Annotated in this window: 14 protein-coding genes; 7 read left to right on the forward strand and 7 right to left on the reverse strand. The window is 70.9% G+C overall.

The window, feature by feature from the left end:
• The first annotated feature begins 475 nt into the window (after positions 1 to 475).
• A complete protein-coding gene (locus AB0E67_RS22060) occupies positions 476 to 2,806 on the forward strand; it encodes a hypothetical protein (protein ID WP_362029381.1) in 2,331 nt (776 codons plus the stop codon).
• The gene (locus AB0E67_RS22065) at positions 2,796 to 4,118 is read left to right on the forward strand and encodes a hypothetical protein (RefSeq protein ID WP_362029384.1); all 1,323 of its coding nucleotides are present in this window, start codon (positions 2,796 to 2,798) and stop codon (positions 4,116 to 4,118) included. The genes AB0E67_RS22060 and AB0E67_RS22065 overlap by 11 nt, the downstream gene beginning before the upstream one ends.
• A 248-nt stretch (positions 4,119 to 4,366) precedes the next feature.
• Here AB0E67_RS22065 and AB0E67_RS22070 read toward each other — a convergent pair whose 3' ends face one another.
• The 6 genes from AB0E67_RS22070 to AB0E67_RS22095 form a co-directional block, all read right to left on the reverse strand.
• A complete protein-coding gene (locus AB0E67_RS22070) occupies positions 4,367 to 4,981 on the reverse strand; it encodes a TetR family transcriptional regulator (protein WP_362029386.1) in 615 nt (204 codons plus the stop codon).
• Positions 4,978 to 6,075: a saccharopine dehydrogenase gene (locus AB0E67_RS22075; protein ID WP_362029389.1), complete on the reverse strand. Its 1,098-nt coding sequence runs from the start codon at positions 6,073 to 6,075 to the stop codon at positions 4,978 to 4,980. The genes AB0E67_RS22070 and AB0E67_RS22075 overlap by 4 nt, the downstream gene beginning before the upstream one ends.
• Before the next feature lie 841 nt (positions 6,076 to 6,916).
• Positions 6,917 to 7,270 (reverse strand): beta/gamma crystallin domain-containing protein, encoded by a 354-nt coding sequence (locus tag AB0E67_RS22080; RefSeq protein WP_362029392.1) that lies wholly within the window; start codon positions 7,268 to 7,270, stop codon positions 6,917 to 6,919.
• A 462-nt stretch (positions 7,271 to 7,732) separates the two neighbouring features.
• Entirely contained in the window at positions 7,733 to 7,990 is a 258-nt protein-coding gene (locus tag AB0E67_RS22085) for a hypothetical protein (RefSeq protein ID WP_362029395.1), read from the reverse strand.
• A gap of 3 nt (positions 7,991 to 7,993) precedes the next feature.
• A complete protein-coding gene (locus AB0E67_RS22090; protein WP_362029669.1) occupies positions 7,994 to 8,167 on the reverse strand; it encodes a putative Ig domain-containing protein in 174 nt (57 codons plus the stop codon).
• Between the two features lie 185 nt (positions 8,168 to 8,352).
• Complete coding sequence (locus tag AB0E67_RS22095; protein ID WP_362029398.1) at positions 8,353 to 9,171, reverse strand: sulfite exporter TauE/SafE family protein; 819 nt, start codon at positions 9,169 to 9,171, stop codon at positions 8,353 to 8,355.
• 92 nt (positions 9,172 to 9,263) lie between these two features.
• On the opposite strand from AB0E67_RS22095, the gene AB0E67_RS22100 reads away from it, so the two are divergent.
• From AB0E67_RS22100 to AB0E67_RS22110, 3 genes are all read left to right on the forward strand, one after another.
• Positions 9,264 to 10,049 (forward strand): helix-turn-helix transcriptional regulator, encoded by a 786-nt coding sequence (locus AB0E67_RS22100; protein ID WP_362029401.1) that lies wholly within the window; start codon positions 9,264 to 9,266, stop codon positions 10,047 to 10,049.
• Positions 10,050 to 10,449: 400 nt separating this feature from the next.
• Entirely contained in the window at positions 10,450 to 11,736 is a 1,287-nt protein-coding gene (locus AB0E67_RS22105) for a phosphatase PAP2 family protein (RefSeq protein ID WP_362029403.1), read from the forward strand.
• Positions 11,737 to 12,004: 268 nt separating this feature from the next.
• Positions 12,005 to 12,793 carry an IclR family transcriptional regulator gene (locus tag AB0E67_RS22110; RefSeq protein WP_362029406.1) on the forward strand — a complete coding sequence of 263 codons (789 nt, stop codon included), beginning with the start codon at positions 12,005 to 12,007 and terminating at the stop codon, positions 12,791 to 12,793.
• 63 nt (positions 12,794 to 12,856) lie between these two features.
• On the opposite strand, the gene AB0E67_RS22115 is transcribed toward AB0E67_RS22110, so the two are convergent.
• Entirely contained in the window at positions 12,857 to 15,157 is a 2,301-nt protein-coding gene (locus AB0E67_RS22115) for an FAD-dependent oxidoreductase (protein ID WP_362029409.1), read from the reverse strand.
• A gap of 437 nt (positions 15,158 to 15,594) precedes the next feature.
• Between AB0E67_RS22115 and AB0E67_RS22120 the strand changes: the two genes are divergently transcribed.
• Positions 15,595 to 16,524 (forward strand): sugar ABC transporter permease, encoded by a 930-nt coding sequence (locus AB0E67_RS22120; RefSeq protein WP_362029412.1) that lies wholly within the window; start codon positions 15,595 to 15,597, stop codon positions 16,522 to 16,524.
• A complete protein-coding gene (locus tag AB0E67_RS22125) occupies positions 16,521 to 17,441 on the forward strand; it encodes a carbohydrate ABC transporter permease (RefSeq protein ID WP_362029415.1) in 921 nt (306 codons plus the stop codon). The genes AB0E67_RS22120 and AB0E67_RS22125 overlap by 4 nt, the downstream gene beginning before the upstream one ends.
• Positions 17,442 to 17,449: the final 8 nt, after the last annotated feature.

The following is a 17,449-nucleotide window of genomic DNA, read 5'->3' on the forward strand; positions in this document are numbered from 1 at the left end:
CGCAGCCACCTCATAGACGGCTGCCTCGCCGAGACCGGCCTGACGACCACACCTACCTGAGGAAGCAGGGCGACATCGCGAGTTCAACCTCAGTAGGCGAGGAACGCGAGCGGGCCAGCGATCTGGATGCGAGAGTCCGCGAAGGACCCCACTTCCACTCCGAGCGCTCAGCACGTCAAAATCGGCTCGAGCAGTTTCCGGCATCAGAAAGCACCACCCGAAAGGGAGCGACACCAGGAAAAGTATGGGCCTGCCCGTGAAAAACCCGACCGACGACCAGAAGAATCTTGCCGAAATCCGTCGATAATGCTCGCCAATTCCCTGCACAGCACCCTTCGCTGAATGACCGAAACCAAATTCTCCACCCCCATGCCCGACCACGACCCACCGACGCCCGTCCCGGTCCAAGAGACGTCCGTACTCGTCGCGACCAGGCGCGGGTAGAGTGACGGGCCGAACCACCGGGAGGGCGCCCATGCGGACGCTGACAGGGATACGGCGACGGGCCGGGACGTTCGGGGCCCGGGTGGGCACTGCGCTCGCGGCCCTCGTGCTGCTGGGCAGCGCCGGAGCGGCCGTTGCGGCAGACCCGGGCGCCGCACCGAGTGCCACGGCAACGTCCACGGCGGCCGCCACCGCCGCGTCGTCCGGTCAACTCACCGACGGCGCAACCCAATCCGAGCGCCTGACCCAGGAACTGCGCAAGAACCCGGTCTACGTCTCGGCCGACCGTCCGCGCAGACTGCCGCGCTCGCTCGCCCCGGACATCGCCGCCCTCGCCGTGCGCACCGGCGTGCGCACCTACGTGCTGGCGCTGCCCGCGGGCGACGCCGCCCTGCTCGCCCTGGTGCACGACCGGCTCGGCGAAGACGGCCTGTACGTGCTGATCGGCGACCACGGCAGCATCACCGCCTCCGCGTTCGGCGTCGACGTCCCGGTCGAGGAGGCCCGCCGCATCGCGCTGTACGGCACCCCGTACGGGGCCGGCCCGCTCGCCGCGTTCGAGTCCTTCGTCGATGCGATCGCCTCCGGCCACGACCGGGCCGCCGCCGAGGCCGACGAGTTGCACGACCGCTACCACGAGGACGGCAAGCCCGACCTATACATCAGCTCCACCGACCGGCAGAACCAGAACCTGCTGCTCGGCCTGGCCGTGGTGGTGATCCCCGGCCTGGTGCTGGCCCTCGGCATCCGGCTCTCCCGCCGCAGCTCCGACCGGCCGCAGCAGACCGGGAAGAAGATGGCCGTCGACTCGAAGGCCCCGGCGGTCACCCTGAGCGACTCCCCGCACGTCAGCCCGGGCAAAGGCCCGAACAGCAACTCGGGCAAGGGCTCGGACAAGAGCTACGGCAAGGGCGCGAACAACGGCTCGGGCAAGAGCTCGGGCAAGGCCACGGCGAAGCCGAAGACCCCGGCCCGCGCCATCTGGCCCGCCTCCCGCCGACGCGGCGTGCTGCCGGTGACGGCGGTGGCGACGGTGGCCGCCGCGGTCGCCGTGGTGCTGGCCGCGCCCACCGTCTTCCCGCAGACCGTCGACAGCCCGTACCTCGACGTCACCCAGGGCGACCTGGACGCCCGAGTGGAGGAGGTCGTCGACGGGCTCGCCGCCGGACCGATCTACCAGGACCCGTCCACTGCGGACGTGCTCACCGCCGCCGACCTGCCCGTGATCCGGCAGCGGATCGCCGAACTCGCGCCCAAGGGCCCGGTGCATGTGCTGGTCACGCCGACCGACAGCGACGACGAGAGCGGCGGCGACAGCAGCGTCCTGCTCGCCCGGGTCCACCAGCGCACCGGCCAGAACGGCGTCTATGTGCTGATCGATCCGCTGTCCGGCCGGATCGACCTGGACACCTTCGGCACCGGCCAGGACGCCTCGCGCCGCTTCATGCGCCTGCCGTCCACCGTCCGCTACCCGGAGTACCGCGGCAACGGCGACCTGCAGGTGGTGCCGCGCCTCGACCAGACCCTGGACGCCGTCGCCGCCGCCCGGCCGGAGAAGGACTACGACTCAACGGCCCGCGACGCCGAACTGCCCCCGCTGCGCGACAACCGACTGCCCGGCCTGTTCAGCAGCGACTTCGGGCCCGGGATCATGCTCGGCACAATGCTGCTGGGGGCGCTGCTGCTGATCGCCTGGCTGGCGATCGCCATCGCGCGGGCCGTGCTGCGATCCCGCCGCACCCCCGCGGCCGACCCCTCGCCGCCGCAGCACGCCGGGGGCCGAAACGCCACCGCGCTGCCGTCCGTCCGGCAACTGCGTGCCTGGGCCGCGGCCGACGTCCGCGAGCTCACCGGGCGACTGGCCGCCGCCGATCAGGACGCGCCCGGCCGCACCCGCGCCTGGGACTGCCTGGACGCCGCCGAACTGCTGGCCGACACCGGCGACGAGGGTTCGGACGAGGCCACCGAGGCGGGCGGCCTGGCCGCTGTCGTGGTGCTCGCCCAGGCCGGACTCGCCGCGCTCCGGGGGCATCTCCACCCCACCGTCTGCCGACTCAACCCGCTGCACGGCGAGGCCACCGGCGGCAAGGTCCCGGGATGGCTCGCCGACCTCGGCATCGGCCCCAGGTCCGCGCGACTGTGCCCCGCATGCCGGGACGCTCTCCACAGCGGCGGCGCCCACCGCGGCACCGCCGACCGGGCCGCCCGCCAACGGATGGCCACCGAGCGGCTGTTGCGCCTGCCCGGGGCGGACGGCCGCGCCCGGAGCTCCTGGGACGAGGCCGGGCAGGTCCTGCCGGCCGCCCGTGAAGGGCTCGAAGCACTCATTCTCAGGGCCAGGGAGTCCGCCAGTGTCCAGTGACCGATTGACCGGTGACCGTCCGGCCGGCGCCTCCCGCGGCCTCGCCGCCTCACTGCTCGCTGCCGTGTTGCTGGCCTGCACGGCGCTGCTCGGCGCCGGCGCCCCCGCCCGTGCGGAGACCGCGGGGACCGGGTCGACCGCCACGACCATCGCCGAGGCGCTGGCCACCAGCCCCGTCTACGTCGATCCGTCCTACGCGGCCGCCGTCAACCCCGCCCAGCAGCAGGCCCTGGTCGACCAGATCTCCGCGACCGGCCTGCCGATCAACGTGGTGCTGGTGCCATTGGAGAAGGGTGACGCCTTCGACGGCGACCCCCGCGCCCTCGCGGCGGTGATCAAGCAACGGCTCGGCCGGCAGCACCTCATCCTGATCACCAACGACGCGTACGGGAAGTGGCTCACCGGCACCGAGTGGCCCACCGACATCCATCAGACCCGCGACGCCGCCTCCGCCGTCGGCTTCCTCAAGGAACTCGACGACGCCGGACTGGCCGCCCGGGTCGGCAAGGCCGTGGAACTGATCGAGGCCGGCAACGGCACCGAGGTCTACGAGGCCGAGACCGCCAGGATCGACAAGGAGTACTCGGCGCGGCCCGAGGTCAAGGAGAACGCCTCCGGCGGCGGCTCGGGGATCCTCCTCGCGGTCACCGCGGTGCTGGCCCTCGCCGTCGGCGGCGGCGCCTTCCTGGTGCGCCGACGCTCACCCCGGCACACCGCCTTCACCTTCCCCGACGCCGTCTTCGCCGCCGAACAGGCCGCCGACGAGGCCGGGCTGCGCCGCCAGGCCGCCGCCGAGATACTCGCCCTCGGCGAGGCCGTGGAGCTTGCCGACAGCGCCGCCACCCCTGGCCTGAGCCGGGCCCTCGATGCCTACGACGCGGCCGGCCGGGTGCTGGACGCCTCGCAGGGCCTCCCCGACCTGGTCGGAGTGCTGGCCCTGACCGCCGAAGGACGCTCCGCCCTCGCCCCGGCCCCCACGCTCCCGCTGTGCTTCTTCGACCCCCGGCACGGCACTGCCGTCCGCCGGACCACCTGGCGCCCTCTCGGCCGTCGGGAGCAGGCCGACATCGCGGTCTGCGAGGACTGCGGCCGGGCCCTGCGCGCCCGCCGCTCGCCGCCGGTGCTGGCGGTCCGGTACCAGGGCCGTACCGTCCCCTACTTCGAGGTGCCCGCCGAACGCAGCCTGTGGGCCGCCACCGGCTACGGCTCCCTGTTGTCCGGCCCCGACGACACCCTCGCCGCCCGGGTAGGCGCCGGCGAGTTCAGCCGCGCCCGGCAGCAGTCCGAGGACCACGACGCGGCCAAGGACTGAGCCCGACGTGCCCCCGGGCGGAGCGCGCCCGGGGGCACGGTTCCCGTACGGCCGTCGTGCCGGGACAGCTCCGGACGACGGGCTGTCAGCGGTGCGGTGGTCGATATGAGAGGCAGTCAGCGGCAGCGGGCCGCCTGGGGCGGGCATGGTGAGGCGGACGGGCATTCGTCGGCGGCCGGTATCGCCTCAGCCGGCCGATGGCAGTCGGGCCGTCCGACGTCGGCATCACCCCCTTTCCCGGAGCCCCGTCAGTCGAGCAGGGCGCTGGCCGTGTTGATGAGTTCCGCGTCGGCTTCGTCGGTACGGTGGGCGGCGATGCCGGAGCGGAAGAGGGATGCTCCTTCGATCAGTACGGTGAAGACCCTTGCCCGAGCCTGGCAGACGGTGACGGGGAGAGTTGGATTACGGGCGCGCAGAAAACCGGCCACGTGATCCTGGTATTCGCCGTAGAAGGTACGTGTGACCGCCGCGACGGCTTCGTCGCGGCCCGCCAGTGCCCACAACTCGGCGTAGACCCGGACGAGTCGTGGATCATCGTGCTCGGCCAGGAGCTGACGAATCAGCCCCTCCACGTCCGGCGGAGTGTGCTCGGCCGCGTCGGCGAACAACGGGGCCAGCCTGTCGAGGGAACGGTCCAGAGTGCGGCGGAGGACGGCGGCGATCAGATCTGTGCGGGAGGGGAAGTAGTACTGCACGTGCCCCAGACGCGTCTGTGCCGTGGCCGCCACTGCCCGCATGGTCAGCTCGCCGTACCCGGATTCGAAGAGGATCTTCTCGGCGGCGTCCAGGAGCGCGGCACGCCGCTGGGCCCCCTTGGTCGTGGTGGGCGTCCACTTGCCCTGTTCCGGGGATCGTCCGCTCATGCCGCCCGGCCCTCCGCCCGTGCGTCTCGCGCGGCCTTGCGCACCACCAGGTCGACGCCCTGCGCGGCGAGGTCCGACGGCACGCTCTGCGGATTCGGCAGCTGTTCGGGGAAGACCACGCCGCTCGGTGCGGGCGCACCGTCCTCGCCGCGTACCCGGCGCAACCCCATCAGGGCGCCCAGTGCGGTCAGATGCGCCTGCCCGGCCTGATCGGTCACCGTCGCGGAGAGGGCGTCGCCCTCGTGAACGACATCGACGCGGAGCTGGGCCGTACCGCCTTCGCCCGGTGCGTACAGCAGTCCGCGGCGCGCCCCGGTGAAGCGATCGCCGCGGCCCCAGCGGAAGAACCCGAGCCGCTTGGCAGCCAGCAGGGCCACCGTGGACGCGGGCGAACTGAATCCGATCCGGGTTGTGGCGGTCGTGGCCCCGAGGGTGAGGGGGAGAGTGAACTGCTCGGGGGTGTCGATCCTGGCGACCCGGGTCGGCGACTCCCCGATACGCACGCGGCGGACATCGCTCAGTGGCATGACCGTGCGCCGCTCTCCGTCCCGCACCACCTCGAAGTCCAGGCCGAGCCGGTCCATGAACTCCACCGAGTCCGCGCCCGCCCGGTCGCCCAGGTCCCAGCGAATGGCCACGTCGACCGTGTCCGCACCGCCGAGCCGGTCACCGAGACAGGCTGCGACGAGACTGGTCACACCACCCATCCACGCGGAGGACAGCAGCACCGGCGCGGTCGGACGCGCCAGAGCCGCGACCGTGGCCGCGCGCTGCACCCGCGTGGTCCAGCGGGTGACGTCCACGAACGGCACCCCGCCGTGGATCGCGGCGCGCAGGACACGGTCGTCCGGATCGTTGACGACGCCGGCAACCGCGCTGACCCCCGCGCGGAACGGCGTCGGGTCCGTCAGGTCCCAGGCGCGCAGCTCCGCGCCCGTCTCGTCCGCCAGTCGCTGTCCGCGCCGCACAGTCCGCCCCGTGAGCACCAGCGGCCAGGACGGGGCCGCCATCCGTGCCAGCTCCGCGCCGACCGTTCCGTATCCGCCGACCAGGAGCACAGGACCGTCGGCGTCGAAGAAGAGTTCGTCATTCATGAGACCAAATATAGGTCACGTGACCAAAAACGTGGACCTCCGTTCAGTCGCACCTGGCGAAAGCAGGTGTTGGTGCTCACGGCGAGGGATCGTGCGGCGTACGCCCTGGAGGGGCCACCGGAGAAGCTGTAGTCGGCTGCATGCCTGCCAGGCAGCTTTCGGGCAGATGCTGCGGCACGGCACCGACCTGCGTTCCGTCCCGCGCTACGGCGTCTGCCGCCCTTCAGGGCCCACGTCGCCTCCCCTGCGTCCCGCTCGCGCTTCACCCCCTCCGCCAGCCGCGTCGTCGCACGGCAAGGCGGACAGTGTCCCGCTCGACACCATGAGGGCGCGGCTCGTCGATCGATTGCCGCGCGCCTCTCGTCGTGCTCCGCGACAGGAAGCAGGACGAGAGGCGTGCGGAACAGTGCGGCCCCGAGTCCGCCCCCCTGGCGCGCCGCAGGAATCCGGCCGATCCGTGATGTCGGAGAACGAGTCGGACGCCGGGCCTGTTTGAACCGTGCGACGACAGCAGCGCGATCGTGGCACAGCGGTACGCACAGGATGTCCCACTCCCCCGGCTTCAGCGAGAGGAACGGCTTGGCCGGGTCGGCGGTCGGCAACCGGTCCCGGCCGGACACGACAGTCGGTGTCCGTCCAAGGTGGCGGGGTGGTGGGATTCCAGCGGTGGCCGATGAGCGACGATGGCCGGGTTCCCGACCGCGGCCACCGCTCGCGCCCACCGCCGCGACCGCCGGCTCCGCCCGTCGATCCCTCCCAAGCCCTTGCACTCCCCCAATATTCGCGGAATGCAAGGGATTTGAAAGGTAGGCCATCTCCCCATGACCAGCCCGTCAATTCATCACAGAATTTCGATGGCAGTCACCTTCGGCGGGCGATTCGGGAAGGAGATCTCGTGCCAGCGCTCGATCTTCACCGAATCGCCGTTGGCGTCGTAGTAGATCAAGTCATTGTTCCCGGTGGAGATCTTGTCGATCCACCAGCCGCCGAAGTCGGTCTTCCCGCGGTTCGCACAGCAGTCCACACTCTGGCTTCCGCCGTTGTGCGACCAGATCTTCAGAAAATCCTCGCCGCCGCGGCATGCGACATGATCGATGGCGAAGGCGTCACCGCCCGGCACGGTCATGGTGAACATGGCAGCGGCGGCGAACGCCCCGGCCACAGAGCGTGCAGCCTTCTTCGTTTTCGAGATCACGAGTTCTCCTTAATTCGCATGTCGAACCGGGAGGTCACTCCGCAACCACCTGGGTGACGTTGCGTTGAACAAGTATTTCAACGCCCCCGCAGTAAAGCCATTGCGTCGTTTCGTCTCGGGCTTGCAGGCGACGACCCCGTAAAGCCGCTGTACATGGCCACCATCTTCGCGCCCCCGGGCCGGAATGAGCCCTCGAATGTCCAGATCGAGACTCTATGGATTTATTTTGCAGATTCGAACTCGAGCGTCAGATTTCGTTGTTATCACTCCCGTATGGAGCTGCGCAGCAAGAACGGCAGGAGCAGAAATAAGCTGAGCCCGAGGACGCGCGGGAACGGCGAACGGCAGGAGTGGACGGGAACGGCGGGCCCAGGAACGGGGCTCGGCCGGAACTGCGGCGATACCTACCGGCCAAGTTCGGCAACCGAGTCCTGGCCACGCTTCAGCGGCCCCATTCTGAGGTCATGTCAGGGGGAGCAGCGCGCCTGGGCCGAACGCCCCGCCGAGCAGGTCGCCCAGTTCGGCGGCGGCCCGCTCCAGCACGCCCGGAACGTCGATCCGCGCGCCCCGCGGAGGCGGCACGATCAGCGACGCCCCGCCGAGCAGGGCCCGCCGGGAGGGCAGGGGCACCGGGGTGGGAGGCAGCAGGCCCGTCAGGGCGTAGCCGCCGGCAGGGTGGTCGCCGCCGATCACTTCGGCGGGGGCGAGCGGTCGGAGCATCGGTCAGGAGACCTGGATCTCGAAGAGGATGAAATCGCCCCTGTCGTCGAAGGGGGCCACACCGAACGTGTAGCTCCCCGGAGCGGTGGGGGTGCCGTGGATGAGGCCCGTCGGGGCGAGCGTGAGCCCCGGTGGCAGCGAGCCGATCACCGGCAGCAGCGCCGGGTCGACGTACATGCGCAAGGGAGCCTCTTCCAGCGCAGGGGATCCGAGCCTTCACGCATACGCGAGGAGGAAGCGTTCGGGCCAGGTATTGCAGGGCAGCGCCTGCTGGCCGCGCGGACAAGGGGTGGGCACGGACGGGGAAGTGCGCCGGGGGATCGACCGGTGCCGCTTCCTTCGTGAGCGCGACGGCACTGCGGTCACGGCCCGGTGGCGAGCATGACGATCAGGACGAGGACGAGCAGGGCCACGTAGGCGACGGAGTGCAGGCGGTCGGGGACGCGCCCGCCGATCCGTCTGAGCAGGGCGATGGCGGGCAGGGACCCGCAGAGCAGCGCGGCGCAGGCCACGAGATCGACGTGGCCGACGCGGCCGGCGTGTGCCTGGGCGGTGGGCGCGAGCGCGTAGACCAGGGTGCCCGCGAGGGCGACGGGGGCGCTGAGCGGGTTCGCCAGCGCGGTGGCGGTGGCCATGGGCAGTCCGCGGCGGCGCAGCAGCGGGACCGTCATGACGCTGCCACCGACGCCCAGGCTCGCCGCGACCGCGCCGATGCCCACGCCGCCGAACGTCGTGGTGAACCGGCCGAGCGGGCGCGGCCCGTCGCCGTCGGCCACGGCGAGGAACCCCTTGCGCAGGAGGCTGTCCGCGATCGTGACCACCAGGTACACGGCGAACAGCACGTGCAGCAGGCCACCGCTGAGCCGGGTGGCGACGAGCGAGCCGAGTGCCGCGCCCAGCAGCACGAAACCGGCAAGGGGCCAGACGTACTCCTGCCGCAGCCGGCCGGCCCGGTGCTGCGCCAGCGTGGCGGTCACCGCGTTCACGACCATGACGGCCGTCGAGGTCGCGACGGCCACGTGCATGGCGTCGCCCGGGTCGTCGTGCACCGCGGTGGTCAGGAACGCGTACACGACGGGGACGGTGACGAAACCGCCGCCGAAACCGAACAGCACCGTCGTGACGCCGGTCAGACAGCCGAACAGGAGGAGCGGGAGACAGGGAAGGAGCGAGGTCGACACGGTGGAGACGCTAGGCGTCCGCGTCCACGGCGGACAATCGATCGTTCGCCCACTCCTTACGCGCAGACGACAGACCGGCATAGGATCGGGGCGTGCGCAACGTACCGGTCGACGAGGTGGACGACCTGGACCGTGCGGTGCTGGCCATCGGCACCGACTACCCGCCCGACCACCTGCTCCCCTTCCACACGCACCGCCGCGCCCAGTTCCTGTACGCGGCGACCGGCGTGATGCAGGTCGAGACGGCGGACGGGGCCTGGACCGTGCCCACGGACCGTGCGGTCCTGGTCCCGCCCGGGATCCGGCACCAGGTCGCCATGACGGGGGTCAGCACCCGCAGCCTGTACATCGAACCGGGTGCCGTTCCGTGGTTCCCCGAGCGGTGCCGGGTGGTGGACGTCTCCGCGCTGCTGCGGGCGCTGGTCCTCGACGCGGTCGACATGGCGCCCCGCTACCCCGAGCACGGCCGGGACGCGACCGTCGTCGAGCTGATCCTGCACGAGCTGCGGAGCCTGACGCCGCTCCCCCTCGACGTGCCGCTGCCCGCCGACCCGGAGCTGCGGCGGCTGTGCGACGCGTTTCTGCGCACACCGGACATCCACGATCCGCCGGCCCGTTGGGCGGCAGCCCTGAACGTCAGTGAGCGCACCCTCGGCCGGCTGTTCCGGCGCGGTACGGACCTGAGCTTCGCCCAGTGGCGGCAGCGCGCGTGCATCCTGTGGTCGGTGCGCGCGCTCGCCGAGGGCACGCAGGTGACCCGGGTCGCGGTGTCGCTCGGTTACGAGAATCCCGCCGCGTTCACGGCGGCCTTCCGGGGCCTGCTGGGCCGCGCCCCGTCCGCGTATCTGGCCCGGCCGCCGCACCGCGGCGGTGGCTGAACCGCGGCGCGGTGCGCGCACGGCGACCGCTCAGCGCGTCCGGACGGCTCGCCAGGGCGTGGTCGGCGTCGATGGACGCCTGCCGGAACGCACAGGTGTCGGCCTCCTTCCGCCACGGACACGGCCTGCCGGTCCGAGCGCTCCCTCGGGCAGGTCCGGTGTACGGAACGACGGCCTCCGCCGTCCGATCGGCGCCGAACCGCCTGCGACATGCCCACGTGCCGTTAGCATGTTCGAACTCGCGACGATCACCGTGATCACCTGTTCTTCACCGGAAATTCGCGTTCATCGGCGCAGTACTTGTCCCTTTCCTCCACTCCACCGATGAGTCAGGCCATTGCAGACCACACCACCACGAATACCCTCGCACGGTCACACCGCATGGCGTCAGCCACGAACGATGTTGTGGGCTGCGGCCGGCGTGACCACCCTCGCATTCCTCATCGCGCTGGAATTCGCAGCGCGCGGCTACGGCGAGCCGGGGCCGATCGCCGTCGAGGCACGAGAGCTGATATTCGCCCCCCATTCGGGCCCCCTGCTGTATGCCGGTCTGGCGTTGACCATGGTGGTGCTCACCTGGCGCCAACGGCTCGTCGCGGCGGCGGCCGCGATCGGCATCGACGTCCTCTTCCTGCTGGTGCGGTGGGCGGTCGGCGCCGACCCGCATTTCGGCAACGGCGCCCTGTGGGTGGTCGTGGGCTGTGTGGTCCTCGCTCTCACGCGCCGCACCGGCGCTGAACGCGCGCTGCTCCTCAAGGGCGCGGGCCTCGGCCTGTTGCTGGTGATGGGCCACAGGGCGGGCGACACCTGGCTGCTGATCACGTCGCAGACCCGCCCGACCGTGCTCGACCCGTACGTCGTCACCGCCGATCACGCGCTGGGCGATCCCTCGTGGCTGGTCGGCCGGATCGTCGAGGCCACCGACCCGGTCAGCGGCCATGTTCTCGGCCTGGTCTACGGCCAACTCCCGCTGGCAGCCGCGCTCGTCGGGCTGTACCAGCTGCGTCACGTGGCGGGTCGGCGGCGGTTCCCGGCCCACCACCTGGTGCGCACCTTCCTGGTCATCGGCCTGCTCGGGCCGGCCATCTACATGATCTTCCCGGTCGTCGGGCCGGTCTACGCCTACGGTGCGGAGGGCGGAGCGTGGGCGGCAGCCGACGTGTGGCCCGACTCGCTGCCGGTGATCGGCGCCCCGCATCCGATACCGTTCGACGAGATCACGCCGCGCAACTGCATGCCGAGCCTGCACACCGCATGGGCCACCACGCTCCTCGTCCACTCCCGCGAGGGCTCACGGTTCATGCGATACGCGGGCCTGTTCTGGTTCGTCGCCACCCTCACCGCGACGCTGGGCTTCGGCTACCACTACGGCGTGGACCTCGTCGCCGGTGTGGTGTTCGCCCTCACCATCGAGGCCGGCATGCGCGGCGCGGCACTGGGCTGGGACCGGTCGTGCACGTGGCTGGTGACCCATGGCACGACGGTCTTCGCCGTGCTGCTGGTGTCGTACCGCTACCTGCCGCAGCAGATGGCCGCGCATCCGTGGCTGTTCGGCCCCCTGCTCCTTCTGTTGATGTCCGGCGTGGTCCTTCATTACGTACGCACCACCAAGCGGTGGCCGTCGAGGACCGCACCGGCGCGGGAGCCACAGGCACAGCCCGCGGACCTGGAACCCGAACCCGCCTGAGAACTAGTGCCGCTCCCGGCACCAGCCGCACGCACCGCCGTCGTCCTGACCCCCGACGGCGGTGCGTGCCGGCGACATCGTCGAAGGTGTTCCTCCTGCTCCGCGCTTCCCTTCACGCAGACGACGTGCGTCCATGGGAGCCCCGTACAACCCGGCGATCGACCCGTATCCGTTCCGGCCGCGAGTCAGCGCATTTCACGAACAGCCCTCAGACCGACACGATATGCTGATGCAGATTGTGCAAGCGGTTTGCAGAATGAGGAGGGTCATGACTACTCGGGCGACCGACACCGGGACGAACCAGAGCGTCGAACGAGCGGTCTCGGTGTTGCGCGCACTCGACTCCGGCCGCGCCGAACTGCGCGTCTCGGACGTCGCCGAACTCACCGGACTGGGCTCCTCCACCACCTCGCGCCTCCTGTCCACCCTCGAGCGCCTCGACATGGTCGAACGCGACCCCGTCAGCAACCTCTACCGCCTCAGCCTCGGCATCCTCCCGCTCGCCGCCACCGCCACCAACCGCCACCCCGTCCACCGGGCCGCCCGCATGGTCCTCCAGGACCTCGCCACGCGCACCGGACTCGGAGCCAATGTCGCCGTCCGCCGCGGCACCGAGCTGATGTTCCTGTGCAATTTCGAGGGAACGCGCGCCCCCAAGTCCTACACGCAGGCCGGACACACCGCCCCGCTGCACGCCACCAGCATCGGCAAATGCCTCCTCACCGGCCTCACGCCCAAGGAACGCCGCAAGCTGCTTCCCGAACCGCTCGCGGCACACACCGACTACACGACCACCAGCCACGACCTCCTCGACCCGGAGATCGACACCGTCCGCCGCACCGGCTACGCCATCGAAGCCGAAGAACGCGCCCTGGGCCGCGCCTCCCTCGCCGCGCCCGTCCGCGACGCCTCGGGGGACGTCGTCGCCGCCATCTCCCTGTGGGGCCCCGCCTCCCTCCTCGGCAACCACGCCGAAGCCGAAGGGCAGCGCCTCGCCCTCACCCGCGAGGTCGTCGAGGCCGCCGACGCCATCAGCCAAGCACTCGGCGCTCTCTGACGGACACGGTGAAGGGGCCCGGGGAAGGTCGTTCGACCTTCCCCGGGCCCCTTCACCGTGCGGCTATGCGCCGTACGCCTTGAACGCGATCACGTGCGCGTGCCGCGCCCCGTGCGTGGCGTCCACCACGAGCCGCAGCGCGTCGGTGCGCACGGGCCCGCCGTCCGCGCCGTTCAGGGCGTGCACGCGGTGGCGGCGGCGGTTGCCCGTCACCGTCAGCAGCGTGCGCCAGGTGCCGTCGGGCTCGCGGCTCTGTATGCGGTAGTCGCGGACCAGTTCCGGCATGACCTCGAACGGGGTGCGGTGGCGGTGCAGGTTGTTGAGGTACTCGTCGACGTCGTCGTCGAACACCACGCGCACCTCGGCGACTTGCTGCTCCTCGTCCCAGTCGAGGCACAGCCACTCCGCGGCCCGGTCCGGGTCGGGCAGCCGCGCGGAGGACCACATCTGCGGGCCCCCGTAGGCGCGCTGGAATCCGCCGGCGGCCCGCTCGGGCAGGAACGCGGCGGTGTCCGGGGCCGCACGGAAGCCGAAGGTCCGGCGGCGCAGGCCGCGGGCCTGCCACTCCAGGACCAGCTGGCCTTCCTCCTCCGGGATGTCGTGGTCGACGGCCGCGTCCCCCTCGGCCCTGCTGCGCAGGGCGAGGACGCCGTCGGTGCGCTCGGGGACGAGGACCAGCGCCGCGCCCGGGCAGGCGCGCACGATCAGGACGACGTTCTCCGGGGCGTCCGGGCGGTGGTCGAGGCGGGCCGTGACCCAGTGGGGGCCGTCGGCCGGCACGGTCACCGTGGTGGTGAGCAGGTGGTCGGCGGGGACCGCGTTCTCGGGGCGGCCGGTGCTCCACAGTTCCACGGTGAGCTCGCTCGGCCGCTCGCCCGGAGCGCCGTGGACGAGCAGGTCGACCGTGTCGAGCGCGGGGTCCGCCGGCAGCAGCAGCGCGAGGTCGCGGGTGAGCGGGTACGGCTCGCCGGGCCCTGTGGTCGTGGGCTCGGCGGCCAGGCGGCTCAGGTGCGAGGAGGCGCTGACGCGGGCCGTGCGCGCCAGGTTGTCGGGGTCGTCGTCGGCGAGGCCGATGACCGAGGCGTCCTGCCGCAGCAGGGTGCGGCGTACCAGTTCGGGGCGCCTGGCGGCGAGTTCGCGCGGGCCGATGCCCTCGGCGACGCACAGCGCGGCGGCGGTGCCCGCGGCCTCGCCGAGCGTGGCGCAGGTGGCCATGACGCGGGTGGCGCCGAAGGCTATGTGGGTGGCGGAGATGTTGCGCCCGGCGAACAGCAGGTTCGTGACGTTCGCGGAGTACAGGGAGCGCAGCGGGATGTGGAAGATGCCGTCCGCGTAGCGCTGGCGGGCGCCGGGCTCGTCGGCGTACATGCCCTTCACCGGGTGGAGGTCGACGGACCAGCCGCCGAACGCGACCCGGTCGTCGAACTGCCGCTGTTCGAGGATGTCCTGCTGGGTCAGCACGTGGTCGCCGAGGAAGCGGCGGTACTCGCGCTTGCCGGGGAGGCTGCCGACCCACTCAAGTGTCAGGTTCTCGGCGTCCGGGAACTCGCCGGAGTTCTTGATGTGGTCCCAGATCCCCATGATCACGGACTGGAGTTCGTCGCGGATGCGCTCGTTGTCGTGGACGGTGTCGAGCTCGCCGCCCCACTCGATCCACCAGTAGTCGCAGCCGTTGTCGCCGGTGCGCAGCACCCGGTTGCGCAGGATGGGTGTGGTGGCGAGATCGCGGGCGCTGGTGGGCGGCACGAACTTCACCGGCCGGCCCAGGTCCTTGGTGTGGAACAGGATCGTCGATCCGAGCAGCGCCTCGTCCTGCTCCTCGGGGGCCCAGGGCTCGCCGAACTCCGCACGCGCCTCGCGGCCGACGCGGTAGCGGGCACCGGCGAGGTGGCCGAGCAGGCCGTCGCCGGTGCAGTCGAGGAACTGCCGGGCGTGGAAGGTGATGCGGCGCTCGGAGCCCATCATCCAGCCGGTGCAGGAGCGCACCTCGCGTGCGTCGTCCGGGCCGCTCGCGTCGACCTCCCGTACGTCCGTGTTGAGGTACAGGTCGATGCCCGGTTCCGCCCGCACGGCGTCGAGGACCACCTGGTCCCAGTAGTACGGGTTCCCCTCGGGGTTGCGGTACTGGTTCTCGGTGTACAGCTCGCCCATGATGCCGGTCTCGCGGGCCCAGCGGTGTACTCCGTGGGCGGTGGCGCCGCAGACCCAGACGCGGATCTCGCTGCTGGCGTTGCCGCCCAGGACGGGCCGGTTGTTGACCAGTGCGACACGCCGGCCGAGCCGGGCCGCGGCGATGGCCGCGCAGGTCCCCGCCAGGCCGCCGCCGATGACGGCGATGTCGTAATGGACCTCTTCTTCCCGCACGGTGCGGCCTCCTTGGTGTGAAGCTCGGATACTCTCCGCCGCAGCGGAGCGACCTTGAACGTACATCACATGCATATTGTGCAACTACTGTTCAGTCAGTGGGAATGTGCTGTAGGTTTCCGGCTCAGCCGATGGCACCGCCGTCAGGGACTGACGACCGAGCTCGCCGCAGGCCCGGCGAGACCGTTGGTCCCGCACAGAACTGGCGATTCACCGACCAAAAGGGTTGACGCCGTCGCACGATATGGAGAACGATCCCGCATGCTGCAACTTGCGTTCAACGGAGCATGCATGGCATTCGCACAGGGCCTCGATCGAAGCGAGGGACGAGGCCGCTCACCGCTCACGCCCGGCCGCGTCGCATTCGCCTGTCGACGCACGGCCTCCCGTGGCGCGCCCTGCATCACCGCTCCCGCACCGTTCGAGAGGACACACCCATGAGTACGGCCGCACCTCCCCACAAGGCCGCTCCATCCCGGGAGCGGACCGGCGGACGGCTCTCCAACGGCGCGTTCGCACTGCTGCTGACCGCACCAGGGCTCGCCCTGTTCGCGACGATCATCATCTACCCGCTGGTGTCGGCGCTGTTCACCGGCTTCTTCAAGCAGGACCTGCGGCTGCCGGGCCGGGAGTTCGTCGGCCTGGACAACTTCGCCCACTGGCTGGACGGCGACTTCCTCACGATCCTCGAGCAGACGCTGGTCTTCACCGTCGGCGCGACCATCGTCCCCTTCGTGATCGGCTTCGCGCTCGCGCTCGCGCTCAACTCGGGCCTGAAGGGCAGCGGCTTCCTGCGCGGCCTGTTCCTGTTCCCGTGGGTGATCCCGGGTGTCGTGGTCTCCTTCCTGTGGATGTGGATCTTCAACGCGAACTACGGCGTGCTGAACGGCATCCTCATGAAGGCCGGGATCATCGAGGAGTCCGTCTCCTGGCTCGGCCAGCCCGGCACCGCCATGCTCGCCGTCATCGTCACCAAGACCTGGGCGAGCTTCCCCTGGATGATGGTGATGCTCCTGGCCGGGCTGCAGACCGTGCCCAAGGAACTGCACGAGGCGGCCTCGATGGACGGGGCGGGCTCGATCCGGCGCTTCTTCGCCGTCACCTGGCCGCAGGTCCGCGGTGTCGCCTCGATCGTGCTGCTGCTGGAGTTCATCTGGAACTTCCAGCACTTCGACACCATCTACGTGCTCACCGGCGGCGGCCCGGCCGGCGCCACCGAAACCTTCGCGACCGCCGTGTACCAGACCGCCTTCAAGGGCTTCGACATCGGCCGGGCGACCGCGCTGGGCGGTCTGTGGATGCTGCTCCTGCTCCTCCTGGTCGCCGTCTACCTCAGGATCACCGAGCGGAAGGGCGACGCCCGATGACCTCCACGACCTCCACCCCGCTGCCCGGCGCCGACCGGGTGCGCCGGTCCGCCACGTCCACCGGGCGCACCACGCGGCGCAGGATACGCAAGGACCTGCTGCGCTCGCGGATCGCCGCCTGGACCGCGGTCCTGGTGATCGGCGCCTTCGGCATGCTGCCGGTCTACTGGCTGCTGGCCACCGCCCTGAGCAGCCCCGAGCAGACCTTCCAGTTCCCGCCGAAGCTCGTACCCACCGACATCACCTTCAGCAACTTCACGGCCCTCGCCGAGAACGACCAGCTCATCAAGTACCTGGTCAACTCCCTGATCGTCGCCTCGATCACGGCCGTGCTGAGCGTGGTCGTCGCCACGTACATGGGTTACTCGTTCTCCAAGTTCCGCTACCGCGGGCGGCGTTCGCTGATGCACCTGGTGCTGGCCTCGCAGATGTTCCCCCAGGCGCTCCTGCTGGTGACGCTGTACGCCGTGTTCTCCGGCTTCGGCCTGCTCAACACGTACACCGCCCTGGTGCTGTCCTTCACCACGTTCACGATGCCGCTCTGCGTCTGGATGCTGAAGGGCATCTTCGACACCATCCCGGACGCCCTGCTGGAGGCGGCGTCCATCGACGGCGCGTCCCGGTGGCGGACGCTGCACTCCGTCGTGGCGCCGCTGGCCGCGCCCGGCATGGTCGCCGCCGGTCTGTTCGCCTTCGTCCGCGGCTGGAACGACTTCATCTTCGCGGTGACGCTGGCCGACAAGGAGAAGCAGACCCTGCCGCCCGGCCTCGTCTCCACCTACATCGGCGAGTTCCAGACCGCCTGGCCCGAGTTGATGGCGGCCTCGCTCATCGTGTCCGTCCCGGTGGTCGTCGCCTTCATGTTCCTGCAGCGCTACCTCGTCGGCGGCATGACCGCCGGCTCGGTCAAGAGCTGAGCCCACAC

It is taken from the genome of Streptomyces sp. NPDC032161 (assembly GCF_040636995.1).
Classification (GTDB): Bacteria; Actinomycetota; Actinomycetes; order Streptomycetales; family Streptomycetaceae; genus Streptomyces.

Coding starts and splice junctions, on each gene's coding strand:
- AB0E67_RS22110 (WP_362029406.1), top strand. CDS start 12,005: ATGACTACTCGGGCGACCGACACCGGGACGAACCAGAGCGTCGAACGA.
- AB0E67_RS22070 (WP_362029386.1), bottom strand. CDS start 4,981: ATGAGCGGACGATCCCCGGAACAGGGCAAGTGGACGCCCACCACGACC.
- AB0E67_RS22120 (WP_362029412.1), top strand. CDS start 15,595: ATGAGTACGGCCGCACCTCCCCACAAGGCCGCTCCATCCCGGGAGCGG.
- AB0E67_RS22060 (WP_362029381.1), top strand. CDS start 476: ATGCGGACGCTGACAGGGATACGGCGACGGGCCGGGACGTTCGGGGCC.
- AB0E67_RS22075 (WP_362029389.1), bottom strand. CDS start 6,075: ATGAATGACGAACTCTTCTTCGACGCCGACGGTCCTGTGCTCCTGGTC.
- AB0E67_RS22085 (WP_362029395.1), bottom strand. CDS start 7,990: ATGCTCCGACCGCTCGCCCCCGCCGAAGTGATCGGCGGCGACCACCCT.
- AB0E67_RS22105 (WP_362029403.1), top strand. CDS start 10,450: ATGTTGTGGGCTGCGGCCGGCGTGACCACCCTCGCATTCCTCATCGCG.
- AB0E67_RS22125 (WP_362029415.1), top strand. CDS start 16,521: ATGACCTCCACGACCTCCACCCCGCTGCCCGGCGCCGACCGGGTGCGC.
- AB0E67_RS22090 (WP_362029669.1), bottom strand. CDS start 8,167: ATGTACGTCGACCCGGCGCTGCTGCCGGTGATCGGCTCGCTGCCACCG.